We start from the raw sequence: 22,446 nt of genomic DNA, 5'->3' as shown, positions 1-22,446 counted from the left end.
AACAGCGTTTCGGACAATGCAAGCAGGCATCTTTCACGCGCAAAAAAGGCGTTTGGCCGTCACCTCGCACAGCGCGATGCAGCGGTCCTTGGGGGTGCGCTCCTCCGACAGATAGAATTCGATCCAAAGGCCATCGAGCACGGCGGACAGGATCGCGATCGAATCGGCGATGGGCACGGGCTGGTCCGCCCCCGGCAATTGCCGGATGATTCGCTCCATCAGCGCGCGCTGGCGCGCGTTGAAGCGGGCGCTGACGACAGCGAAATCCTCGCGCCCGCGGGCAAGCTGCCAGAACGCCATCCATGCGCCAATCACGTCCGCGCTGGCCCATTCCTTCGAGAACGCGGCGCTGAAAAAGCGCGAGAGCGCGGCCCACGGATCCGGGCCGATCTCCCCCACTTCTTCCTCCAGATGGGTGATCAGCTGATCGCACAGCAGTTCATAAGTCTCGAACAGGAGATTGTCGGGCTTCTGGAAGTAATGCCGCAACAGGCCGTGCGAGACGCCTGCCTGCCGGCAGATTTCACGCCCGGTCGCGCCGCGCGGCCCCAGCCGGGCGAGGCAGCTTACGGTAATCGCCAGCAGATCCTGGCGGCGCACGGTGGGCGGCTGGCGTTTGGCGCGCGGCTTGCGGAGAGGTCGTTCGGAAATGGCGGCGGCTTCGGTCATTCGGGTCCCCGGAAGGCGGAGGCCATATACCTCCGGCTCGATCGCTTCAGGAGATAGGCGCATCGGCCGCGTCGGGGAAGCCTTCCGCGCGGCGGGCGCTGCGCTTGCCGAGGGCGTAGATCAGCGCGCCCGTGCCCAGCAGAACCGCCGTCATGCCCGCGATCTTGATGACCGCCAGCAGCTTGTCTGGCTCGTCCGGTGCGGGAAAGGCGGCCAGCACCAGCGCGACCAGCGTGGTGGCAAGGCCGATGGAGGCCACCGCGATCGAGGTCACCTTGCCACCCGGCAAGCGCGTCACCTCGGGACCGGCCGGTTCGCGCTGCAGCCGGATCACCGAGAGGAACACGCCCATGAACGGCAGGAACGCGGCGATGATGCCCATGCTGACCAGCACGTCGTAAGCGCCCTTCACGCCCGTTCCCGCCTGCCCCAGAATGCAGAACACCGCCCCCAGCCCGCCCTGCAACAACAGCGCCACGTAAGGCGTGCCCCAGCGCGGGTGGACGCGGGCAAAGACGGGGGGCAGCATCCGGTCGATGCCCACCGCGAACGGGATGCGCGCGCAGGCCGAGAGGAAACCGCTGGCCGCGCCCAGATTGCCGATGGTGATAAGCAGCGCCAGCGGCACGACAATCCAGCCCACGCCCAGCCGCTCCGCCCCGGCGGCGCCAGCCTGCACCAGCCCCTGCAGGCTGCTGACCTGCCCCGCCGGCATCAGCACCAGCACCGCGACGGTGCCGAGGATGTAGCAGCCGACGATCACCAGCCCGGCGATCGGCAGCGCGCGCGGGATCGTGCGGCGCGGGTCCTTGATCTCGCCGCTCATGAACGAGGCGGTTTCCGCGCCCGACAGCGCGAAGGCGATCGCCGCCCAGAAGATCATGTGCTGCAGCTCGAACGTGGGCACCAGCGAGGCGGCGGGAAACGAGGTCACCGGGCCGAAGCGCCAGCCCACCACCACGGCAAGGCCGATCACCATCAGCACCGGCAGCCACATGCCGATCGCCCCCATGTTGTGCAGCCACTTGCCGAATTTCAGGCCCACGATGTTGAGCCAGGTGATGAAGGCCAGCGCGATCAGCGAGAAGCCGACGAAGAACAGGGGGCTGTTGTGCAGGTGCAGCAGCTTGTCGCCGCCGATATAGAGCGCATTGCCGGCATCGAAATAGAACACGCTGGGGAAGTACGGCAGGTTCGAGGTGAAATAGCTCCAGCCCGCCATGAAGCCCGCGAACGGACCGAACGCCTGCCGGGTCCAGACATAGAGCCCGCCTTCCTGCGGATAGCGCGAGGAAAGCTCCACCACCGCCATGACCAGCGGGAAATAGAAGCCCAGCAGCGCGCCCAGCCACACCACGATGGAACTCGGCCCCATCGCCGCCGCCGTGGCGATCCAGCGCAGGCTGACGCCGGTAACTATATAGAACAGCGCGAGGTCCGCGACACCCATCACCTTGGGCGGGTTGTGCGCGCCTCCCGCCATCAGCGTGGGCGCCGCCGCTTGCGATCCCGCAGGACCTGCATGGCCGCGTTGTGCCCCGGCGCCCCGGTCACCCCGCCGCCGGGATGCGCGCCGGCCCCGCAGAGGTAAAGCCCTTCCACCGGCGTCCGGTATTGCGACCAGCGCGGCACCGGCCGCATCGAGAACAGCGCGCCGGGGTGCAAATCACCGTGGAAGATGTTGCCTTCGGTGAGGCCATAGGTCCGCTCGAGGTCGAGCGGGGTCAGCACGGTGCGGCCGATGATCTTTTCGGGCAGATCGGGCATGTGCCGGGTGATCTGCCGGATAATCGAATCCGCGAAGGCCTCGCGATGATCGTCCCACGTCCCGTCGCGCAGCTTGTAGGGCACGAACTGGATGAAGCAGGTCATCATCTGGTGGCCCGGCGGGCACAGGCTGTCATCGACCAAGCTGGGGATCACGCAATCGATCCACAGGTGTTCGGGAATGTCGCCGAAGCGGGCGATGTCAGCGCAGCGCTGCGCGCCTTCCAGCGTCGGCGCGATCGACAGCAGCGAACGTTCCAGCGGCAATGCATCGGGCGCTCGCCCGATCACGGTCGGCTCCCCCGAAAGCGCCAGGTTGAGCTTGGCCGCCGGGCCGCCCATCTTGATCGCGGCAATGTCGGCACGGAAGTCCGCCGGCAGGTGCGCAGGCGCGACCAGGCCCAGGAAGGTGCGCTTGGGGTCGGCGTTCGACAGCACCACATCGGCCCGGAAGGAGCGGCCGTCCACCAGCGTCACGCCGGTGGCCCGGCCCTGTTCGACATCGATCCGGGCGACCGGCGCATCGGTGAGGATCTCCGCGCCGAAGCCGCGCGCCGCAGCCGCGATGGCGCTGGTGATCGCGCCCATGCCGCCCATGACGTGCCCGTTGAAGCCCTGCACGCTGTGATCGCCGCCCGACAGCAGGTGGAACAGCATCCCCACGGCCGAACCCGGCTCGTAAGGGCCGCCGTGCTTGCCATAGACGCTGTTGGCAAGGATCATCCGCTTGGTCTCCTCCGCCTCGAAATGGCGGTCCAGGAAATCGCCGAGCGATCCGGTGAGGAAGGTGACCATCTCCCCCATCTCGACGCCGTTGATCTTGCGGAAGCGCCGGACCAGACGCAAGCCTTCGCGCAGCTTGTCGAGCCCCTTGGCCGCCAGATCCGGCGGCGGCTCGAGAAAAAACGGTTGAAGATAGGCGGCCAATGCCTTGAGTTTGCGGTCAACTTCCAGAAACGTCGCGCCGTCGCTGGCAGAAAAGCGGGCGACTTCCCGCGCCGTGCGTTCGGGGTCGGCCCACCAGCGGATGATCTGCCCATCGCCCAGCGGCACCGTCAGGATCGGATCGCAGGCGACCATGCGCAGGCCGTGCGATCCCAGATCGAGATCGCGGATGACCGTGGGCATCAGCATCGAGGCGATGTAGGAGGTGAACGACACGCGATGCCCCGGAATGACCTCCTCGGTGACGCAGGCGCCGCCGACGATCGGCCGCCGTTCCACCACCAGCACCGACCGCCCGGCCCGCGCGAGATAGGCGGCCGCCGTCAGTCCGTTATGGCCGCCGCCCACCACGATGGCATCGTATGTCCGGTCCTGCGTGGCCATGTGCGTTGCGCCCCTTGGTGCGTTGCGTCGGCACCCTTCCCGCGATGCCATCGACACATGGCTTGCCCGAAAGAATTTTATGAGGCAAGTGTCTAATAACGACATCGGGGAATCGACGATCATGAGCCATCCGCATGGAGACGCCACGATGGAACGCTCGCTCGACAGCGCCGCCTACCTCACGCCCGAAGCCTTCGCCCTGGACAAGGAGACGATCTTCACGCGCGAATGGTTCTGCGCCGCGCGCGAGGAAGACCTGCCCGAAGCCGGATCGCACCTCGTACTCGACGTGGCGGGCGAGAATATCCTGCTAGTGCGCGGCCGCGATGGCGCGCTTCACGCGCATTACAACGTCTGCCGGCATCGCGGCGCGCGGCTGTGCGATGCCGGTAACGATGCGCGCTGGGGCGTGACGCTCGACGCGGGCGTGATCGCGCGCAACATGATCCGCTGCCCGTACCACGGCTGGTCCTACGGGCTGGACGGCCGGCTGCTGGCCGCGCCCCACCTGCAGGATGCGCCCGGCTTCAACAAGGCGGACTACCCGCTCTATCCCGTGGGCGTCGCCATCTGGGGCGGCTTCGTGTTCGTGAATCTCAAGCCCGAAACCGCGCCCGATTTTGCGGCCGGCGTCGCCACCGCATCGCGCCGGCTGGCCAACTACCCGCTGGCGGACCTGCGCACCGGCCACACCATTCGCTACGAGGTGGCCGCGAACTGGAAGATCGTGCTCGAGAATTACAACGAGTGCTATCATTGCCCTGCCGTGCACCCCGAGCTGTGCGACGTGGTGCCGGCGTTCCGCGAACGCGGCGGCATCGATCTGGACTGGGAAGCGGGCATTCCGCACCGGTCCGGCGCGGTGACCTACACCGCCAGCGGCACCACCACGCGCGCGCCCTTCCCCGGCCTTTCGGAAGAGGAAAAGGTCCGGCACAAGGGCGAACTACTCTATCCTAACGTGATGCTCAGCGTGTCGATGGACCACGCCGCCGCCTTCGTGCTCTGGCCGCTCGCCGCCGACCGGACCGTCGTCGAATGCCGCTTCCTGTTCCATCCCGCCGAGATGGCGCGTGCCGATTTCGATCCCACGGACGCGGTCGATTTCTGGGATCTGGTCAACCGGCAGGATTGGGCGGTGTGTGAGCGCGTGCAGTCCGGCATTGCCGCCGGGGTCCACACGCACGGATACTATTCGCCGATCGAGGACTACAGCCTCGACATCCGCCGCTATGTCGCCGACCGCCAGGGCGGGCACCGGCCGGGATGAAAGGCCGCTATTCGGCCCTCGCGATCGCGCGCCACGCGCTGACCGGCAACCGGCACTGGCCGGAAGCCTGGCGCTCGCCCGAACCGCGCGCGGCTTATGACGTGGTGATCGTGGGCGGCGGCGGCCACGGACTGGCCACCGCCTATTACCTGGCCAAACAGCACGGCATCACCAACGTGGCCGTACTGGAAGCCGGCTGGATCGGCGGCGGCAATACCGGCCGCAACACCACGATCGTCCGTTCGGACTACTACTACCCCGAAAGCACGGCCTTCTTCGATCATTCGGTCAGCCTTTACGAGGGCCTTTCGCGCGAGTTGAACTTCAACATCATGTTCAGCCAGCGCGGGCAACTGGTGGTCGCCCACAGCCGGCACGAACTGGATTTCCAGCGCCGGCTGGTCAACGCGATGGCGCTGAACGGCGTGGATATGCGGATGCTTTCGCGCGAGGAGTGTTATCAGCGCTGCCCGATCCTCAACACCCGGCCGGATGCCCGCTACCCCATTCTGGGCGGGATGTGGCAGGGCCGCGCCGGCACTGTGCGGCATGACGCGGTGGTCTGGGGCTATGCCCGCGCCGCCGACCGGCTGGGCGTCGACATTATCCAGCAATGCGCGGTCACCGGCATCCGCCGCGATCCCGCCAGCGGCGCGGTAACCGGCGTGGAAACCACGCGCGGCCCGATCGGTGCGGGGCGCGTGGGCGTGGCCGTCGCCGGGCATTCCAGCGTGCTGGCCGACATGGCGGGCTTCCGCCTGCCGTTGCGCAGCTATGCCTTGCAGGCCTTCGTCTCGGAGCCTCTGAAGCCGGTCCTGCACACCATCGCCTCGTCCAACGTGCTGGGGGTCTATGTCAGCCAGTCGGACAAGGGCGGGCTGGTGATCGGGGGCAACGCCGACGCCTACGCCTCCTATGCCCAGCGCGGCAACCTGCCAACAATGGAGGCGGCACTGGCCTCGCTGATCGAGCTGATCCCGTCGTTCAGCCGCGTGCGGCTGCTGCGCCAGTGGGCCGGCATCGTCGATTATGCGTACGACAGTTCTCCGGTGCTGGGGAAAAGCCCGGTGCCCGGCCTGTTTCTCAACAGCGGCTGGGGCGGCGGCGGGTTCAAGGCCATTCCGGCGAGCGGCGAGACCTTTGCCCACACCGTCGCCACGGGAGAGCCGCACCCGCTGATCCGCGCCTTCTCGCTCGATCGCTTCCGCGATCTCGCGCTGGTCGATGAAGCCGCCGCCGCCGGGATCGCCCACTGATGCTGCGGATCGACTGCCCCTGGTGCGGCCCGCGCGACGAGGACGAGTTCGTCAACGGCGGCGATGCCCATATCGACCGGCCCGAACCGCCCGAGCAGGTCTCGCCTGAAGACTGGGCCGCATACCTGTTCTTCCACACCAATCCCAAGGGCGTGCTCGCGGAACGCTGGGTCCACAGCTTCGGCTGCCGACGCTGGTTCCACGCGCTGCGCGACACGGTGAGCCATCGCATCCTCGCCACCTACCGCCCCGAAGCGCCCCGGCCGGACGGCGTGGCATGAGCGGGTTCCGGCTTCCCGCAGGCGGCGACGGGATCGACCGCAGCCGGCCGCTGACGTTCCGTTACAACGGGCGCACGATGCAGGGGTTTGCCGGCGATACGCTGGCGTCGGCGCTGCTCGCCAACGGCGCATCCATCGTCGGGCGCGGGTTCAAGTACCACCGCCCGCGCGGCGTGATCGGCACGGGCTTTGCCGAAACCAACGCGCTGGTGCAGCTGGGCGAAGGCGCGGCGCTGACGCCCAACGTGCCGGCCACACTGGTCCCGCTGCGCGAAGGGCTGGTAGCGTCCAGCCCCACCGGCTGGCCCTCCACGCGCTTCGACCTGGGCCGGCTCAACGACCGCCTGGCCGCGCTGCTGAGCGCCGGCTTTTACTACAAGACCTTCATCTGGCCGAACTGGCACTGGTTCGAACCGTTCATCCGCCGCGCGGCCGGCTTCGGCACCGCCCCGGCGCTGCCCGATCCGGACCGCTACGAAGCCCGCGAGCGCCATGTGGACGTGCTGGTCATAGGTGGCGGGCCGGCGGGCCTCGCGGCCGCCGAAGCGGCCCATGCGGCGGGCGCCAAGGTCCTGCTGATGGAAGCCGACACGCGCCTGTCTGACCCGGTGCCCCCGGGCGTGGAGGCCCTCACCCGCACTACGGCGCTCGGCTACTACGACGCGAACTTCGTGACCGCCGTCGAGGAGATCGACACCGGCAGTCTGCGCCAGCGGCTGTGGAAGCTGCGCGCCGGGCAGGTCGTGATCGCGACCGGCGCGTTCGAGCGGCCGATGCTATTCGCCAACAACGATCTGCCAGGCGTGATGCTGGCGGGCGCGGTACAGACCTACGTCGGTCGCTACGGCGTGGCGCCGGGCAAGGCCGCGCTGTTCGCGACCGCCGAGGACACCGCCTATGCGGCGGCTTTCGCCGCGCAGGAGGCTGGCCTTGCCGTCCGGGCGATCGTCGATCTGCGTCCCGCGCCGCCGCTGGCAGAGCAGGCGCGCGCGCGCGGGATACCCGTCCATGCCCGCAGCCACGTGCGCGCCGCACGGGGTTGGTCGCGCGTGCGTGGCGCGGTGATCGACGGGCCCGGCGGACCGCAGCCGATTGCCTGCGACCTGATCGCCGTTTCGGGCGGATGGTCACCGGCGGTGCAGCTGTTCAGCCAGTCGGGCGGCCGCACGCGCCACGATCCCGCGCTCGGCGGCTTCGTGCCTGCCCAGGCGGCGCAACCCACCCACGTCTGCGGCCTTGCCGCCGGACTGCGCGATTTTGACGAAGCGGTTGCCAGCGGGCGCGCCGCCGGGCTGGCCGCCGCGCGCAGGGAAACACCCGCCGCCACCCTGCCCCTTTCCGGCCCGCCTGCGACGCCGTTGCCGCCAAGCGGCAGCCCCAAGCGCGTGTTCGTGGACCTGCAGACCGATGTGACGCTGGCCGATCTCGAACAGGCCACGCGCGAGAACTACCGCTCGGTCGAACACGTCAAACGCTACACCGTATGGGGCATGGGCGTGGATCAGGGGCGCCTGAGCGGCACCAACGGCGTTGCCGCGCTGGCGCAACTGCGGGGCGACGATCCGGCCGCGCTGGGCACCACGAAGTACCGCCCGCCCTTCGCCCCGGTCGCCATCGCCGCGCTGGCCGCAGACCGCCCCAACGGCGCGCTGTTCCGCCCGTGGCAGCATCTGCCGGCGCACGACTGGCACGTCGATCATGGCGCGGCGTTCGAGGACTTTGGCCACCTGCGCCCGTCGCACTATCCGCTTGCCGGCGAGAGCATGGAAGCGGCGGCGCGGCGCGAGGCGCTGGCGGTGCGCGGCAACGTGGGCATCATGGACAGTTCCTCGTTCGGCAAGATCGAGCTGAAAGGCCCGGAAGCCGGCCGCTTCCTCGACCTGATCTCGCTTGGCCGCCCCAGCACGATCTCGGTGGGGCGCGCGCGCTACAACCTGCTCTGCGACGAGCTTGGCGTGCTGCTCGATGATGGCGTCGTCGCCCGCCTGGCCGAGGATCACTTCCTGCTCAACGCCAGCAGCGCCCATGCCGCACGCGTGCGGGGCTGGATCGAGGACTGGCACCAGTGCCAGTGGCCGCTCGATCTGGTGACGCGCGACGTGACCGAGGAATGGGCGGTGCTGACCGTCGCGGGGCCGAAGGCGCGCGACGTGGTGCGCGCGGCGGGCTGCACGCTTCCCGCCGCCTCGGCCGATTTCCCGCACCTGTCCGTCGCGGAAACGACGCTGGGCGCCCACCGCGTCCGGGTCCAGAGAGTCAGCTTTACCGGCGAACTCAGCTACGAGATCGCGATCGCCGCTCCGCAGGCCGGAATGCTGGCCGACCGTTTGTGGGAGGCCGGGCAGGCATTCGGCATGGTGCCGTTCGGGCTGGAAGCGCTCGACATCCTGCGCATCGAAAAGGGTTTCATCCACGTCGGCACCGACACCGACGGCGCGACCATCCCGGCCGACATCGGCTGGGGCAAGCCCGGCCAGCGCGACGGCGATTACCTCGGCAAGCGCTCGTTGCTCCATCCTTCGGCCAGCATGGCCGGCCGCCGCCAGCTTGTCGGGCTGGAACCGCTGGAACGACAGGTGCCGCTGCCGGTGGGCGGCCATGTCATCGGCGGTTCACCGCATCCGAGCCAGGGCTTCGTCACCAGCAGCTGCTTCAGTCCCGCGCTGGACCGTGCGATCGCGCTGGGGCTGCTCGCCGACGGACGCGGTCGGTATGGCGAAACGGTGGAGATCTGGTCGGAAGGACGCACTTTCCCGGCTCGCGTGGTGGCCCCACGCTTCCTCGATCCCGAAGGAGTCCGGCTGCATGTCTGAACCGGTGGCCACGGAGGCCGTGCATTTCCGCGTCGACAGTACGCCGGCTCTTGCCCGGCTGACGTTCGCCCCGGAACGCGACGGCGCGCTGACGCAGGCGATCGCCGCCGTACTGGAGGCCCCTCTCCCCGCGCCGACTGCTCCGGTTGCCACGCAAGCGGGTGACGGCGCCTCCCTGCTGATCTGGCGGGGGCCGCACGATTTCCTGATCGAAGCTCCGGGCTCGCTTCTGCCGGCACTGGAACGGGTCGTCACGGGCAAATCCGCGCTGGTGGGAGACGCCGGCGCGGGACTGGTCGCCTTGACGCTTTCCGGACCGGGCGTGGCGGCGCGGCTCGGTCATGACCGGCCCGGCCCCGGTCTGTGCTCGCGCGTGATGCGCTTCGCCGCGCTGCGCGTGACGGCGGTGTGGCGGGACGAAACCGTCCGCCTCTATGTGGACCGCTCGCACGCCGCCTATGTCAGGCAATGGCTGCTCGATCGCTGGGATGCGGTGGAGATGCCGGCGAGTTAGCGACCGCCCCTCGACGGATCGAGAGAGCGGCCGCCATCCCCCTCCGTCAGAAGTGGTGTCCGAACTTGATCCCGAACAGTTGCGGCTTCACCGGATAGACGCGGTAGTAGGCTCCGCAGAACGACGGCGCGCATGCCGTGTTCCGACTCAGTTCCCCGCGCGTGTCGAACGCGTTCTGGATGTAGATCTGGAACGTCATGTCGCCCACTTGGCCCCCCACCGCGAAATCGGCCGTGGTGAAGGCCGGCGTCGGACCAACCGCCGCATATTCGGCATCGGTCAGGAACGTGCGCGAATTGCTCTGATGCAGCACCGAACCCTGGACGTAGGCGTCTATGGAACCCAGCCGGAAGTTGTAGCGCGCGGTGGCCGATCCCTTGAACCTGGGCTGGATCGGCAGGCGCGTGCCCCGCGCCGCCGCTGGCTGAACGCCCGGCACGCACACGCTGTTGCCCGCTGCGTCGAACTGGCAGAAGTCCGTGGTCAGCTTGGCATCGACATAGGTCCCCGAACCGGAAAGCTGGAATCCGCCCATCCGCCAGTCGAAGTTGCCCTCGATCCCGTGAACGCGCGCGTCACCGGCGTTGTAGATATTGGTCACGCCCGCCTGGCCGACCGGGCTGAGGCCGAACTGCAGCTTGTTCCACTTCTCGATGAACACCGCCCCGCCGATCGTCAGCTTGCGATCGAACCAGCTTGTCTTCCAGCCGATCTCGAAGTTGTCGAGCGTATCGGACTTGTAGGGCAGGATACCGGTCCTGCGGTTGAGGCCACCGGGGCGATAGCCCGTGGAATACGTGGCATAGACCATCTTGTTCGGCGCGAACTTCCACGAAAGCGTGGCCTTGTGCGTCTCTCCGGAATCGACGAACTTGCCGTTGATGTTGGTACAGGGCCGGTCGGTTGAGGTCGTCGGCACGCAATTCGGATCTGCGGCATTGAAGGCAAAGCCCGAAAAGCCGATCTGCGTGTTCTTGGTGATGAAACCCCGGATGCCCACGTCGAGCGTCAGGTTGGGCACGATGTCCCACGCGACATCGGCGAAGGCGGCATAATCGCGGTCCACGCGGTTGGTGCGCGTCCGGAACGTCGAATCCCCGAACCCCGGAATCGGCTTGGGGTAAAAGAAGCCGTCCTGCGGAATGCTTGAGATGCCGGGAATGATATAATCGGCCTCGATAGCGTCGGTCTGCCGCTCGAAGAACAGGCCGGCGGTGAGGCGCAGCGGCTCCTTGCCGGGAGAGGAAATGCGCAGCTCGTGCGTCATCTTGGTATAGCGGTCGGCCAGCACCTGATAGGTCGTGGGATCGAGGAAGCCGCCGTCGCCGGTCGGGAAATAGGTGTAATAGAAGCCGCCCTGATGCGAGCCGCCGTCATAGGCGACGGTGTAATAGCTGTAGTCCGTCTGGTTGCTGGTATGGCGTTCGAAATAGCCGCCGGCATAGGTCACGTCCCAGTCAGAAAGCTTGCCCTCGATGGTCAGCGCGGCCTGATACCAGCTATCCTTGTTGAGATCGGGCGTGAAATCGTGAACCTGCAGGTCACCGGCACGGGGATCGTAAAGGAAGGCTCCGTGCGCGACCTGATGCTGATAGGTAATGCCCGGCATCACCGTCCAGTCATCGTCCAGATCCAGCTTCAGCGTCGCCCGGCCACCCCAGGTGTCGACGTCGTTGAAGTCCTTCTTGACGAACTTCGCGTTGTTGATGGTGACGTTGGTCGTCGGATCGCCGTCATTCAGCGTATAAGTCCGCGTCGCCGGCGTATTGTCGATATAGCCGCCGTCGTGCTCGTAGAAGCCGACCAGGCGGATCGCGACGCGTTCACCCAGCGGAATGTTGACGAATGCCTCGGCGGTGCCGCCCACCGCGCCCTTGCCGAACTTGTTGAGATCAAGATCGTAACCAGCTGAAAACTTTGACGGATCAGGCTTGTTGGTAATCAGGCGCAACGTGCCTGAAAGCGAACTGGCGCCGTAAAGCGTGCCTTGCGGACCGGACAGCGCCTCCACCCGTTCGATGTCATAGACGTGGAAATCGACATTGTTGGCGATCGTGGTGAGCGGCACTTCGTCGAGATAGAGACCGCTCGCCGGAGTGGAGCCACCGTGCAACCCGTCCCCGCCGCTGGTCACACCGCGAAAGTAGATCTGGCTCTGGCTGGGGCCGAACGACTGGAAGCTGACGCTGGGCAGCAGCTTCGCGTAATCGTCGAAGCTCTGGACCTGGCGCTGGTCCAGCTCGGTATTGCCGAGCGCCTGGATGCTGAGCGGCACGTCCTGCAGGCGTTCGCTGCGCTTGGTGGCCGTGACCACGATATCGACCGGCTGGTTCGGGTCGGCCGCCTGCTGCGCGTGCGCGACCCCGGTGCCCGCCAGCGCCGTGGACCCCAGCAAGGCCCCCGCACGCCACCACAAACCCGAAACACGACCGTCGCTACGCCGCATGGCCAGCTCCCCATTGCCCTGTCGCAATCACGTTATGCTTATCGAATTTGATGGGGAGGTTTTCATGCAATTAGACAATCGTCAAGCACTTATTCTCCAACTGTCTAAGACGGTGCGCACGGACCACCCACCGTGTCAGGCAAAGCGCCCCAACCATCCTTCACGCCTTGTCAAATTCGCCCAGCAGACGGTCCCCGATGCGAACGAGCAGGCTGTCCAACATGGCCCATTCCTCCACCGAAAGGCCTTCCAGCAGACGTTCGTGGAACGCGGTGCGCTTGCCCAGAACGTCGCGGTAAACGCGCTCCCCCGGCTCTGTCAGCGTCAGGATCGGCGCACGACGATCGCGGGGATTATCCTTGCGCGCCACCAGCCCCAGCTCTTCGAGCGCGCTTACCGCGCGGCTGACTTCCGCGCGATCGACCCAGGCCAGCGTCGCTATATCGCGCACCGTGCCGCCGCCCGGCATCAAACCCAGCCGCGCGAGCACGCGCCATTGGGCATAGGACAGATCGGTCTGCTGCGAGAGCGTGCGGATCGTGACGCGATCCATGATCTTGGCCAGAAGACTGATACGGAACGTGGGAAAATCGAGCTGGTCGATCTTCCATCCGGTCAATCCGGCATCCTGACTGTCCTCGCTCATGCCATCTCCGCCGCATCGGTCCGCGAACACCGGCTGGCCCGACCGCCGGATCGAAGCGTCAGTGTGTTGCGAAGCGGTGACTTGTCAACGCGTTCTCAACGGCGGGGGTCCGCCGGGATCGGCGATGCGCCCGCCGCCAGCAGGATGTTGAGGCCGGATACCTGCGACGCCGCCCCGGCTGCCGACGCGGGATCGGACCAGTCGCTTCCGATCGCGCGCGTGCCGGCATCACTGGCTTGCCATACGGCTTCGGCATTGGTCTGGCTCCAGCGCAGCAGTTCCGCGCGGTCCGGACCGGCCGGCATGGCATCGAGCAGACGACCCAGGTGATAGGCGAACACGCCCTTGAACATGAAGCCGTCCGAACCGATCGAAGGAACCGGCTCCCGCAGAATACCGCCGGGCGTGGACAGCTGGCGCGTCGCCGCAAGGGCCGTCCGCACCGCGAGATTGCGATAGGCCGGATCGCCGGTGATCGTCGCCAGATCGGTCAGCCCGCCGATCAGCACGCCCTGGTTATAGGTGAAATAGGGTTGCCCGTTGTTGCGACAGGAGGCGTCCAGGCCATCGTTGACCAGCCCATCGCGTCCGATCATCGATGACTGGCTGATCCACGACCAGACACGCAAGGCCCAGTCGCGATACGCCTGTTGCCCCGTCGCCACATACAATTGCGTGGAAGCATAGAGCAGCAGTTCGTTGGTGATGGCGTTCTTGTACGATCGCGCGGGATCCCACCATAGCCCGCCCTGGCAGTGATCGTCCCAGTAGGTCGTGACGAGCCGGCGATAGGTTTCGCTGGCATAGTCGAGCAACTCCGGATCGTGATCGCCGTTCCACGCGTGAACGCTGGCGATCACCGCCCAGAGCGCATCATCGTTGAGCGCAAGGCCGGACCTGTTGCGCACGGCGGCATCCACCCGGCCGCGCCACGCGTGATCGCCCGTTCGCCGTTCGTAATCGATCAGCGCGTCCACGATCACGAACCGCTGCCACGGTTCGCTCGCACCCCAGCCCGTGGGTTGGCCCCATTGCCGATCCAGATAGGCCGCCACCGTTGTGGCGCGTGCCGACCACGGTGCGTCTTCCGCGTGAAGCGGCGCGGCACAGGCCGCGCCAAGGGCCACGATGCCCAGGCGGATCGCGAGCGGCAGCACTCGGCGCCTACCTTGCACGGAACCGCCCGGCATTCAGGCCCGCGGACCGGTGGCGAAGCTATCGCGGGTGATCTCGTAGATCACATGCAGCACCATCGCGCCGCCGCGCTCGACCACGTCGGTCTCGTCCGTCAGGCGGCCGCCGATCGCCTCGCACGCCTTGCGCGAGCGGATGTTATCCGCGCCGATATGGAACACCACGCGGTCCACGCCAGTGAAGGCCTGCGCCAGCATCAGCCGCTTCATCTCGCGGTTGTACGCCCCGCCCCAGCACTTGCGCGCCAGAAACGTCCAGCCGATCTCGACTTGCGAACGCGCCGCATCCAGCCCCTGGAAGCGGGACGAACCGATGATCTCGCCGCTCGCGCGGTCGATGGCGACCAGCGCCCCGCCCTTCTCCACCGCATCGGCCATGAAGGCGCGAAACACCGGCTCCTGCCACCGGTCATGCGCCGGGTGCACTTCCCAGATCAGCGGATCGGATGCGACGGCGAAAAGCGCCGCGTAGTCCTCGGACCGGTAGGGGCGCAGGAGGAGGCGCTCCCCCGCCAGCACCGCCTGCCGGTCGAAAGGTTCGGAAGCGGCCGGGTCAGGCCGCGACATCACCGAGCGCTTCGATGAACTTCTCGATATTGCCATTGGTCAGCCCGGCAATGTTGATGCGCCCGGACCCGGCCATGTAAACACCGTGCTTCTCGCGGATGGCAAGGATCTGCTCGCCATTGAGCGGCAGCATCGAGAACAGCCCATTCTGTGTGCCAAGCGGCGCCATGTTGACCGTGCCGACCTGCTGCGCGGCGGCAAGGCGATCGCGCACCCAGCGCATTCGGTCGCGCATCTCGTCGAGTTCGGCGAGCCAGAGCTTCGTCAGCTCCGCATCCTCCAGCACCAGCCGCACGGCGGCCGCGCCATGATCCGGCGGCATCGACCAGCTCGCCCGAGCGATCGTCGCGCCGTTCGACATCGCCTTGGCCAGCGCCTCGGCATCCGACGTCACCGCGTAGAACGCGCCGACGCGATCGCGGTAAAGGCCGAAGTTCTTGTCGCAGCTGTAGGCCACCAGCGCTTCTGGAACGGTCGCCAGCACCTTGCGCAGGCCATAGGCATCGGCCTCCATGCCCGAGCCCAGGCCCTGGTAGGCAAGGTCGAGGATCGGCAGCACGCCTTGCGCCTTGAGCAGCGGCGCGATCTCGTCCCACTGCGCATCGGTATAGTCGACGCCGGTGGGGTTGTGGCAGCAACCGTGCAGCAGCACCGCGTCGCCCGCCTCCGCCTGGGCCAGCGCCGCCTTGAGCGCGTCGAGGTCGGCCGCGCCATCGGCGGTCATGTGCGGGAACGTCTTCAGTTCAAGACCGATCGCGTTCACGATCTGCGCGTGGTTGGGCCACGAAGGCGTGCCCATCCACAACCGCTTGATGCCGGCGCGTTTGGCCACTTCCACCGCCAGCCGCACCGCGCCGGTGCCACCGGGGGCCTGCATGCCTTCCACCCGCGAACGATCAAAGTCCGCACCGAACACGTAGGGGATCAGCGCATGGACGAAGCCCATGTCGCCTTCGGGGCCGAGATAGGCCTTGGAATCCTGCGTTTCGAGCAGGCGCTTCTCCGCCGCCTTGATCGCGGCGAAAACCGGGGTCGCGCCATCGGACGTGCGATAGACGCCCACACCCAGGTCAATCTTGTCGGCGCGCGGATCGGCATTGTGCAGCTTGATCAGCGCAAGCAACGCATCGGCGGGCTGGGGAGCAAGATTTTCGAGCATGGGATGTGTCCTGAAAGCTGCGGAAAACGCGGCGGCTCCATGCCGCTGCTATGCCTTCGGGGCAACCCCTGATTTGGCCTTTGGCCTGATTTGTCGACCAAAGGGGAGCCTGCGCGGCTCGCAGGCCGTTTCCGGTCAGGCGCCCCGCCGGACCCGCGTCAGAACGGCAGCCAGTTCTGCTTGTGCGAGAACTTCATGTAACCGGCGTTCACCCCCAGCCGCAGGCCGACACCCATGCGCACCGGAATCAGCACCACATCGCCCCGGCGCAGATAGCTGACGTTGAACCCGCCAACGAGGTAAGCCTGCCCCTCGCCCGCGCCGAAGCGGTGATAGAGATCCTCGCTGTCGTACAGGTTATATACGAGCACGAAGGTATTGCCAGCGTTGGCGCCGGCATCGAAGCCGATCGACGGCCCCGTCCAATAGACCGGCCGCTCGCCCTCGACCTTGTGGTGCAGCGTGCCCGAACCGTACCGCAGGCCGACCACCAGCGCGCCGCCCGCCTCGCGTCCGGTAATGTACCCGTTGGGTTCGCCCTGCTTGCCCAGGATATCGCGGATCATCAGCGCCAGCCCCTTGGCGCCCTTGCCGAACACACCTTCCGCCGCGCCGATGAGATCGTCTTCGTGATAGGTGTTCCCCGGCGCGGCCTGCGCGCTGGCCGGCGGCGGCACGGGAGCCGCCGTCGTGGTTGCGGGCAAGGACTGACCCACCGTCGACGGGGGCAGCGCTTGGCTCTGCGATGGAGCCGGCAAGGCCGGTGTGGTACCCACCTCCTGCCCGACCGGCGTGGCGTAGGTTCCCGATGACGCGCTCGACGAGTTCGCGGGCGCCGTGGCAGTTCCCTGCGACAAATCGCCGTCGATCGCCGAATTGGGATCGATCGTCTGCACCTGCGCCAGCGCGCCCTGGCTCGCGACAAGCGCCAGCCCGGCGGCGACCTGCACAATGCGACGGTAGATATTCATACGTCCATCCCGATCCTGTTCATGCCCGGCCCCGGCCGCAGCCGCCACGGTCAACCTTCAAGCACAGAATCCAGTCGTCGCTCCGCGACAATGAACAGGCGATGAGTCGAGTCGGAAATACGTTAGACCGACGAAAACAGACGGCAGTCGCCGCTTTTCCACCTTCCGGATCAGGAATTGCAGGCGGTGGCCGGTCCCCCCTTGCCGCGTTGTTCAACCGCCGCTATAGGCCGCCCTCGCCGCTGCGATCCGGAGACGTGGGTGAGTGGCTGAAACCAACGGTTTGCTAAACCGTCGTACTGGTAAATCCGGTACCGAGGGTTCGAATCCCTCCGTCTCCGCCATTCCATTCCGCAAACCAACGACGGTCCCGGATTTCCACCGACTGAACCCGTTGGCACTTACACGGACTTATCACGCACGCATGGCGACGTTCACGCCAACCAGCGTGATGTCCTTGCTGTAAGGCATGCAGCCGCAAGCCGGCGCGGCATCTTGCAGACGCCGCGCCGGAGCAGGTCAGAACGAGTACGGCACGCCGTAGTACCCATAGAGATCACGGCCGTAGGACTGGTCAAACACCGGCTCGCTGTTTTCGTCGTAGCGGGGCGCGTTCTCGAGCAAATCCTTCGATATATCGACCTGATAGCCGCCCTTGTCCGTATCGTAGGTCAGCATGTCCCACGGGATCGGGTAGTAGTCGCTTCCGATGCCCAGAAAGCCGCCGAACCGCAACGCGGCGTATTCGACCTGGCCGGACCGCTTGTTGACCATGAAGTTGTAGATCGATCCGAGGTTATTGCCCTCGCTATCGTAAACCGAAGTTCCCTCGACCTTGTTCGAGGAAATGATGTCGCTGGTCTCGTCGAGTTCAATATGGTTTTCCATGGCAATTTCTCCATAAGAGCCAAATATTTAAACTCTTCGGACGGGGTATTTATCCCCTTCTATCGCCATGCCGTTGCCTGCATCGGACCAGCTGCAGTTCCTCTTTCTATACTGAAATTGCACCGGTAATCCATATCGCTGAAAGAGCGGCGATCGCCAGAAAAAAACTGGAGGGTTCGAAAAACTCTGGCGCTTGTCGGCCTGACCTGATTCACTGCCCTTGCGGATGAGCGGAGGCGATGATGGCGGGACAGCCCGGTTTCTTTGATCTTTCGAACCGGTACGAGGCCTTGAGCGCAGCGGGTGATCCGTTGGAGCGTCTGTCCGGGGTGGTCGACTTTGAGGTTTTCCGGGGGCCATTGATCGCCGCTCTGCGCCGCAGTGTTCGTGGCAAAGGCGGGCGGCCGCCGTTTGACCCGGTGATGATGTTCAAAATTCTGGTGCTGCAGGCGCTCTATTCGCTTTCGGACGAAGCGACGGAATTCCAGATCAAGGATCGCTTGTCGTTCCAGCGCTTCCTGGGCCTTGGGCTCGATGGCACGGTGCCGGATGCAACGACGGTGTGGCTGTTCCGCGAGCGCTTGGTGCAAGCCAAGGCAATCGACAAGCTCTTCGCCCGCTTCGATGCCGCACTGACCGACCGGGGCTATCTCGCCATGGGCGGCCAGATCATCGATGCTACCGTTGTGCCTGCCCCCAAGCAGCGGAACACCGACGAGGAGAAGGCAGCGATCAAGGACGGCCGGATCCCGGAGGCATGGAAGGCAAAGCCAGCCCGGCTCCGTCAGAAGGATCGCGATGCCCGCTGGAGCGTGAAGTACACCAAGGCCAAGGTGAAGGAGGGTGCCGATCCCAAGGCCTTCAAGCCGGTCGATCTCGCCATCCCGATGTTCGGCTACAAGAACCACATCGGCATCGACCGGGCTCACGGGTTGATCCGGACCTGGGATGCCAGTGCCGCCAATGCCCATGACGGCGCCCGGTTGCCTGACCTGATCAGCACGAACAACACCGGTTCGGGCGTCTGGGCTGATACCGCCTACCGGTCGAAGAAAAACGAAACCTTTCTCGAGAGGGGCATGTTCAAGAGCCACATCCACCAGCGCAAACCGAACCGCCGTGCCATGCCCGAGCGTGTCGCCAGAGCCAATGCGAAGCGATCGGCCATCCGCTCGGCAGTCGAACACGTCTTTGCCGGGCAAAAGCACCGCATGGGCCTGATCGTGCGCACCATCGGCATTGCCCGCGCCCGCATCAAGATCGGCATGGCCAACCTTGCCTATAACTTCCAGCGCCTCGCATGGCTTGAGGGGCGTACTGCGCCCGCGTGACCCAAAAACCGGCCCACGCAGCCGGCTCCGCCAAGAAAATAAGCAGATCAGCAACCCAAGCCTGGAGCTCGCCACCCGCTCCTGTGCCATCACATCGCAATTACGCCAAAATCAGACGGTTCTTCGAGGTGTCCAACTGACCCCCAGCACCCAACGCACTATGTTTGGCGTCGATCCGCTGCGAACCTCTTCTGTATTCATATGAACCTCATCACCGCGCTTTCGCATGACACTCTCCTCGATATCGCATTTCCTTTGGAAGGATGTGAAATCGATACGTATGGATAAAAGTTAAGTTCCCCCTTTTTGCTTTTCCGCATCACGGCGCGCTCCCGTTTCGTTTCGCCGCGCGATGCAAACATAAGCAGGAATTGGAGGAACCTTAGCGCAGTGCCGGGTTTGAAATTGCAACAAGCACGCCGAGCGCAGGAGGCCAGAATGGCGACAGTCCCGGAATCCCCACCCGACACCGATATCCCGGAATCTCCCCCGGAAACGCCCCCCGAGCAGGTTCCGGGCGAAGTACCCAACGAACAACCGGACCGGATAGACCCAGGCGTCCAGCCGCCAGAGGCCCCTCCGCCAGCTCAGGCATGAAGGGCATTCCGCCACCAACGCGATCATCCGGCGGGTTCACGAGATGCTCGACCTCGTGAACCCGCCGGCTTGAACGGAGAAGCACGCGTTGACGATGCGGAGTTGGAGCAGCCCTCGCGTGCAGGGCCAAGCGCACGGTGCCCTGGAATGCTCGGTCCACCGTCATCGTGGACCGCTCAATCCGACTTACTTTGTTTCGAACGAGTCTTCTGCCCACCCCCGGTCTGCTTGTTCACCGTGGCCCAGGCGCGCCGTTCGGCCTCCTCGTGATCCGTTCCGCGCTCTTCGTACGCCTCCTCGATATGGCGGGCCTGGCGCTTCTGCTTGTCGGTATAGCTCGATTTGTCGCCCTGAGGCATGATCCATCTCCTCCGACGCCGGAAGTGCCGGCGCGATGCCTATTTGATGCTGATTGCGCTGAGCTTGTCGCTATGCTGCTGCACAACGGCGGCGATGCGGCCGGCGGTGGCCTTGACGTCCGGAACCGTGCCATTAGCGGCGTAATCGGTGTGGAGACTGAGAGCCATCGCATGCGCCGTGCGCTGCGCGTTCAGATAGACCCGGGCCGCGTCGGCGCCGGAGGTCTTGCGGATCGCATCGATCTGCCCTTGCTGATCGGGATCGAGCGATACCGGCAGCACGCTCAGACCGGCTTTCGTGGCCGCCGCCTTCAGTTCATCCGAGGACTTCTGGTGGTCCGCGATCATCATGTTTGCGAACGCCTTGACGTCAGCATTGCCGGTTTTCGCCAGAATCGCTTTCGAACTGTCGATCTCGAACCGATCGGCCGCCACAGCCCTTGCCAGATAATCGGCGGTGTCGACCACCGCCGCCGCGGCTGGGACGCCGCTTTCGGCGGGTGTGGTGGTCACAGCGATGTCATCGGCGGGTTCGGTCGTAATGACGGCGGGTTTGTCGCATGCAGCCAGCGCAAGCGCGGGAAGAAGGGCAAGGATAAGTCGGGTCATGGAAAACTCCTGTTTCCGGAAAAGGTGAGCGTTCCAGCGCAACGTGGGCGAACCCAGACAAGGCAGAGAGGGGGAATGGTCGGACCGGACGTATCGCAGCGATCAGTCATGTCTGTTCCATTCCGTCGGATTGCCCCCTGGTGTTTACGCTCCGTGCGGCGGGCATCTCGGGGGAAGGAATGGATGCGAAGGCCCGTTATGTCCCCAAACCTGTCACAGGTAAGCGAACCGGCTGCCGGTCCTTCGCGACGGACGTCGGGACCATTCGTGGCGTCCGCCGCTAAGTCCGCTGAAGCAGGTGATCCACGGTATCTTCGGTCGTCGCCTGTTTCCCATCGCGCAATCCGCACTCGCGTTCCAGTGCATCGCGCAGGGCGGTGATTTCCTCGTCCGTCAGGTGTTCGATGCCCACGAATCCCTCGCGCGCCTTGTCCAGCGCGCGCAGCAATTCGTCCAGCTTGGCCTGCATGGCGCTTGCATCGCGATTCTGGCTGTTCTGGATCAGGAACACCATCAGGAACGTCACGATTGTGGTGCCCGTGTTGATGATGAGCTGCCATGTGTCGGACCAGCCAAACACCGGCCCCGAAACACCCCATACGATGATGGTGCCCAGCGCTATGGCAAAGGCCACGGGGCGCCCCATGGCGGCGGAGATGGCGGACGACCATAGGGTGAAGAACTTGCTCATCGTTCCCCTTTCGCAGCTGGACGTGGACCGCCTTCCATCTCGGGAATGCCGGACCGTGTGCGACGGGCATCCAACGGCCAGCGATCGGCCTCGATGACGGGTAACGCTTCGAAGGCAGGACGCGGGATGGAAGCGATCACCTTCCCGTCCGCATAGGCGAGCCGGTCGGCCGGGAAGCGGCGCAGCACTTCCCCCACGCCGGCGACACCGCCATCGGAAACCACCAGGTAGGCAATGCTGCCATCCTCGACGCTGCCCATGGCATCGATCACCGGACCAAGCGCCGTCCCGCCCTTGTCCACAACGGAAGCGCTCAGCAGATCCTGAAAGGAAAACAGGCTCGTATCGGTGCGCGACGCGCTGGCCCTTGCCGCTCGTCGTGCAGCATCCGCATACCTCGCCCGCCCCAGCCATCGCCACACGCCAACCACATCGACCACGAGCAGAAATACGTTGGTGAGCAACAGTCCCGTCTGATCGCCCTGCAGGGCAACGATGCACCACGCGCAGGCACCGACGGCAAACACGGCGAAGCCCGCACCGGTCATACGCGGCCCCAGGTTGGCGGCGGTCATCACCGCGGCAACCATCGTCGCGATGGGCGCTATCCAGCTAGCAAGCTCCACCATGGCGGCATCCTGTGTCGAAATGAAGTTCGGACAGATGCAACGGCCACTGCTGCCGCCGGTTCCGCGCTAATCCCAAAGACAGCGGACTCGCCCCGGAAAGACTTGCATGCGTTACGATCGGGAACCCGTCGCCACGAATTGGTTTGAAACATCAACCAGCATGGGAGATTTGTCATGCTCGCATTCAAGATGATGTTCTCGGTACTGAAAATCGCTTCGACACTGGCAGTCGGCTACACGGTGTACCGCATGTTCACGGCGCGCCAGGAACAGACCGAACCGGCGGCGTTCGCGCCTGGCGAAACCAGCGATACTTCGTCATCGCGCTTTGCCGACGTGCGCAACGCCGGCCCAGACAGCATGCGCAGTGACGTGGATGACTGGGACAAGGTGGACCAGGCCGCGGACGAAAGCTTTCCGGCCAGCGATCCGCCCGCCTATTGAGGAAGGCGCTGTTTGAG

General features: G+C 65.7%; 20 protein-coding genes, 1 tRNA gene and 1 pseudogene. 8 read left to right on the top strand and 14 right to left on the bottom strand.

The annotated features are described in order from the left end of the window. Positions 1-33: 33 nt before the first annotated feature. From FA702_RS16000 to FA702_RS15990, 3 genes are read right to left on the bottom strand one after another with little or no spacing between them, the layout of a single operon-like run. Positions 34-669 carry a TetR family transcriptional regulator C-terminal domain-containing protein gene (locus FA702_RS16000; protein WP_168196090.1) on the bottom strand — a complete coding sequence of 212 codons (636 nt, stop codon included), beginning with the start codon at positions 667-669 and terminating at the stop codon, positions 34-36. Between the two features lie 46 nt (positions 670-715). After that, positions 716-2,152, bottom strand: a complete 1,437-nt coding sequence (locus FA702_RS15995; RefSeq protein ID WP_136956899.1) for an APC family permease — start codon at positions 2,150-2,152, stop codon at positions 716-718. Further along, positions 2,152-3,765, bottom strand: a complete 1,614-nt coding sequence (locus FA702_RS15990) for an NAD(P)/FAD-dependent oxidoreductase (RefSeq protein ID WP_210417558.1) — start codon at positions 3,763-3,765, stop codon at positions 2,152-2,154. The genes FA702_RS15995 and FA702_RS15990 overlap by 1 nt, the downstream gene beginning before the upstream one ends. Positions 3,766-3,886: 121 nt before the next feature. Here FA702_RS15990 and FA702_RS15985 point away from each other — a divergent pair, with 121 nt between their 5' ends. Genes FA702_RS15985 through FA702_RS15965 form a run of 5 tightly spaced genes read left to right on the top strand, consistent with a single transcriptional unit; the run spans position 3,887 to position 9,899 of the window. Continuing rightward, positions 3,887-5,035, top strand: a complete 1,149-nt coding sequence (locus FA702_RS15985; protein WP_210417557.1) for an aromatic ring-hydroxylating dioxygenase subunit alpha — start codon at positions 3,887-3,889, stop codon at positions 5,033-5,035. Continuing rightward, positions 5,032-6,291, top strand: coding sequence for a sarcosine oxidase subunit beta family protein (locus tag FA702_RS15980; protein ID WP_136956897.1), 1,260 nt, complete (start codon positions 5,032-5,034; stop codon positions 6,289-6,291). The genes FA702_RS15985 and FA702_RS15980 overlap by 4 nt, the downstream gene beginning before the upstream one ends. Continuing rightward, on the top strand, positions 6,291-6,572 hold the full coding sequence (locus tag FA702_RS15975) for a sarcosine oxidase subunit delta (RefSeq protein WP_136956896.1): 282 nt from the start codon (positions 6,291-6,293) through the stop codon (positions 6,570-6,572). Before FA702_RS15980 ends, FA702_RS15975 begins: the two co-directional genes overlap by 1 nt. Then, a complete protein-coding gene (locus FA702_RS15970) occupies positions 6,569-9,385 on the top strand; it encodes a 2Fe-2S iron-sulfur cluster-binding protein (protein WP_136956895.1) in 2,817 nt (938 codons plus the stop codon). The genes FA702_RS15975 and FA702_RS15970 overlap by 4 nt, the downstream gene beginning before the upstream one ends. Next, entirely contained in the window at positions 9,378-9,899 is a 522-nt protein-coding gene (locus tag FA702_RS15965; protein ID WP_136956894.1) for a hypothetical protein, read from the top strand. The genes FA702_RS15970 and FA702_RS15965 overlap by 8 nt, the downstream gene beginning before the upstream one ends. A gap of 46 nt (positions 9,900-9,945) precedes the next feature. On the opposite strand, the gene FA702_RS15960 is transcribed toward FA702_RS15965, so the two are convergent. The 6 genes from FA702_RS15960 to FA702_RS15935 all read right to left on the bottom strand — a co-directional run bounded on the left by FA702_RS15960 (position 9,946) and on the right by FA702_RS15935 (position 16,881). Beyond that, positions 9,946-12,345 (bottom strand): TonB-dependent receptor, encoded by a 2,400-nt coding sequence (locus FA702_RS15960; RefSeq protein WP_136956893.1) that lies wholly within the window; start codon positions 12,343-12,345, stop codon positions 9,946-9,948. Between the two features lie 160 nt (positions 12,346-12,505). Continuing rightward, positions 12,506-12,991 (bottom strand): MarR family winged helix-turn-helix transcriptional regulator, encoded by a 486-nt coding sequence (locus FA702_RS15955; RefSeq protein ID WP_136956892.1) that lies wholly within the window; start codon positions 12,989-12,991, stop codon positions 12,506-12,508. Positions 12,992-13,086: 95 nt separating this feature from the next. Beyond that, positions 13,087-14,148: a glycoside hydrolase family 76 protein gene (locus tag FA702_RS15950; RefSeq protein WP_255504613.1), complete on the bottom strand. Its 1,062-nt coding sequence runs from the start codon at positions 14,146-14,148 to the stop codon at positions 13,087-13,089. Positions 14,149-14,181: 33 nt separating this feature from the next. Beyond that, the gene (locus tag FA702_RS15945; RefSeq protein ID WP_136956890.1) at positions 14,182-14,751 is read right to left on the bottom strand and encodes a GNAT family N-acetyltransferase; all 570 of its coding nucleotides are present in this window, start codon (positions 14,749-14,751) and stop codon (positions 14,182-14,184) included. Further along, positions 14,738-15,910, bottom strand: coding sequence for an amino acid aminotransferase (locus FA702_RS15940; protein WP_136956889.1), 1,173 nt, complete (start codon positions 15,908-15,910; stop codon positions 14,738-14,740). The genes FA702_RS15945 and FA702_RS15940 overlap by 14 nt, the downstream gene beginning before the upstream one ends. Positions 15,911-16,068: 158 nt before the next feature. After that, on the bottom strand, positions 16,069-16,881 hold the full coding sequence (locus FA702_RS15935; protein ID WP_136956888.1) for a DUF1134 domain-containing protein: 813 nt from the start codon (positions 16,879-16,881) through the stop codon (positions 16,069-16,071). Between the two features lie 251 nt (positions 16,882-17,132). Here FA702_RS15935 and FA702_RS15930 point away from each other — a divergent pair. Continuing rightward, a tRNA-Ser gene (locus FA702_RS15930) sits at positions 17,133-17,225 on the top strand. Positions 17,226-17,400: 175 nt separating this feature from the next. Here the strand turns inward: FA702_RS15930 and FA702_RS15925 are convergent. Then, entirely contained in the window at positions 17,401-17,769 is a 369-nt protein-coding gene (locus FA702_RS15925; RefSeq protein ID WP_136956887.1) for a PRC-barrel domain-containing protein, read from the bottom strand. 242 nt (positions 17,770-18,011) lie between these two features. Here FA702_RS15925 and FA702_RS15920 point away from each other — a divergent pair, with 242 nt between their 5' ends. Beyond that, complete coding sequence (locus FA702_RS15920) at positions 18,012-19,100, top strand: IS5 family transposase (protein WP_136957250.1); 1,089 nt, start codon at positions 18,012-18,014, stop codon at positions 19,098-19,100. 776 nt (positions 19,101-19,876) lie between these two features. Here the strand turns inward: FA702_RS15920 and FA702_RS15915 are convergent. From FA702_RS15915 to FA702_RS15900, 4 genes and pseudogenes are all read right to left on the bottom strand, one after another. Further along, positions 19,877-20,056 (bottom strand): annotated as a pseudogene (locus FA702_RS15915) (plasmid stabilization protein); the annotation flags it as partial. A gap of 39 nt (positions 20,057-20,095) precedes the next feature. Next, positions 20,096-20,665, bottom strand: a complete 570-nt coding sequence (locus FA702_RS15910; RefSeq protein ID WP_136956885.1) for a DUF4142 domain-containing protein — start codon at positions 20,663-20,665, stop codon at positions 20,096-20,098. Positions 20,666-20,945: 280 nt separating this feature from the next. Further along, positions 20,946-21,356 (bottom strand): low affinity iron permease family protein, encoded by a 411-nt coding sequence (locus FA702_RS15905; protein ID WP_136956884.1) that lies wholly within the window; start codon positions 21,354-21,356, stop codon positions 20,946-20,948. Beyond that, entirely contained in the window at positions 21,353-21,931 is a 579-nt protein-coding gene (locus FA702_RS15900; RefSeq protein WP_168196089.1) for a PRC-barrel domain-containing protein, read from the bottom strand. The genes FA702_RS15905 and FA702_RS15900 overlap by 4 nt, the downstream gene beginning before the upstream one ends. Positions 21,932-22,159: 228 nt before the next feature. Here FA702_RS15900 and FA702_RS15895 point away from each other — a divergent pair, with 228 nt between their 5' ends. Then, positions 22,160-22,429 (top strand): hypothetical protein, encoded by a 270-nt coding sequence (locus tag FA702_RS15895; RefSeq protein WP_255504612.1) that lies wholly within the window; start codon positions 22,160-22,162, stop codon positions 22,427-22,429. Positions 22,430-22,446 lie beyond the last annotated feature (17 nt).

It is taken from the genome of Novosphingobium sp. EMRT-2 (genome assembly GCF_005145025.1).
Taxonomy (GTDB): domain Bacteria; phylum Pseudomonadota; class Alphaproteobacteria; order Sphingomonadales; family Sphingomonadaceae; genus Novosphingobium.
The sequence above is the reverse complement of the archived record's forward strand: the minus strand, read 5'-3'. Positions and strand labels throughout refer to the sequence as shown.

What these genes read in the sequence shown, in the direction of transcription:
- FA702_RS15960 (WP_136956893.1), bottom strand. Translation starts at nt 12,345, where the DNA reads ATGCGGCGTAGCGACGGTCGTGTTTCGGGTTTGTGGTGGCGTGCGGGG.
- FA702_RS15940 (WP_136956889.1), bottom strand. Translation starts at nt 15,910, where the DNA reads ATGCTCGAAAATCTTGCTCCCCAGCCCGCCGATGCGTTGCTTGCGCTG.
- FA702_RS15985 (WP_210417557.1), top strand. Translation starts at nt 3,887, where the DNA reads ATGAGCCATCCGCATGGAGACGCCACGATGGAACGCTCGCTCGACAGC.
- FA702_RS15995 (WP_136956899.1), bottom strand. Translation starts at nt 2,152, where the DNA reads ATGGCGGGAGGCGCGCACAACCCGCCCAAGGTGATGGGTGTCGCGGAC.
- FA702_RS15980 (WP_136956897.1), top strand. Translation starts at nt 5,032, where the DNA reads ATGAAAGGCCGCTATTCGGCCCTCGCGATCGCGCGCCACGCGCTGACC.
- FA702_RS15970 (WP_136956895.1), top strand. Translation starts at nt 6,569, where the DNA reads ATGAGCGGGTTCCGGCTTCCCGCAGGCGGCGACGGGATCGACCGCAGC.
- FA702_RS15905 (WP_136956884.1), bottom strand. Translation starts at nt 21,356, where the DNA reads ATGAGCAAGTTCTTCACCCTATGGTCGTCCGCCATCTCCGCCGCCATG.
- FA702_RS15910 (WP_136956885.1), bottom strand. Translation starts at nt 20,665, where the DNA reads ATGACCCGACTTATCCTTGCCCTTCTTCCCGCGCTTGCGCTGGCTGCA.
- FA702_RS15965 (WP_136956894.1), top strand. Translation starts at nt 9,378, where the DNA reads ATGTCTGAACCGGTGGCCACGGAGGCCGTGCATTTCCGCGTCGACAGT.
- FA702_RS15945 (WP_136956890.1), bottom strand. Translation starts at nt 14,751, where the DNA reads ATGTCGCGGCCTGACCCGGCCGCTTCCGAACCTTTCGACCGGCAGGCG.
- FA702_RS15895 (WP_255504612.1), top strand. Translation starts at nt 22,160, where the DNA reads ATGCTCGCATTCAAGATGATGTTCTCGGTACTGAAAATCGCTTCGACA.
- FA702_RS15920 (WP_136957250.1), top strand. Translation starts at nt 18,012, where the DNA reads ATGGCGGGACAGCCCGGTTTCTTTGATCTTTCGAACCGGTACGAGGCC.
- FA702_RS15935 (WP_136956888.1), bottom strand. Translation starts at nt 16,881, where the DNA reads ATGAATATCTACCGTCGCATTGTGCAGGTCGCCGCCGGGCTGGCGCTT.
- FA702_RS15900 (WP_168196089.1), bottom strand. Translation starts at nt 21,931, where the DNA reads ATGACCGCCGCCAACCTGGGGCCGCGTATGACCGGTGCGGGCTTCGCC.
- FA702_RS15975 (WP_136956896.1), top strand. Translation starts at nt 6,291, where the DNA reads ATGCTGCGGATCGACTGCCCCTGGTGCGGCCCGCGCGACGAGGACGAG.
- FA702_RS16000 (WP_168196090.1), bottom strand. Translation starts at nt 669, where the DNA reads ATGACCGAAGCCGCCGCCATTTCCGAACGACCTCTCCGCAAGCCGCGC.
- FA702_RS15955 (WP_136956892.1), bottom strand. Translation starts at nt 12,991, where the DNA reads ATGAGCGAGGACAGTCAGGATGCCGGATTGACCGGATGGAAGATCGAC.
- FA702_RS15925 (WP_136956887.1), bottom strand. Translation starts at nt 17,769, where the DNA reads ATGGAAAACCATATTGAACTCGACGAGACCAGCGACATCATTTCCTCG.
- FA702_RS15990 (WP_210417558.1), bottom strand. Translation starts at nt 3,765, where the DNA reads ATGGCCACGCAGGACCGGACATACGATGCCATCGTGGTGGGCGGCGGC.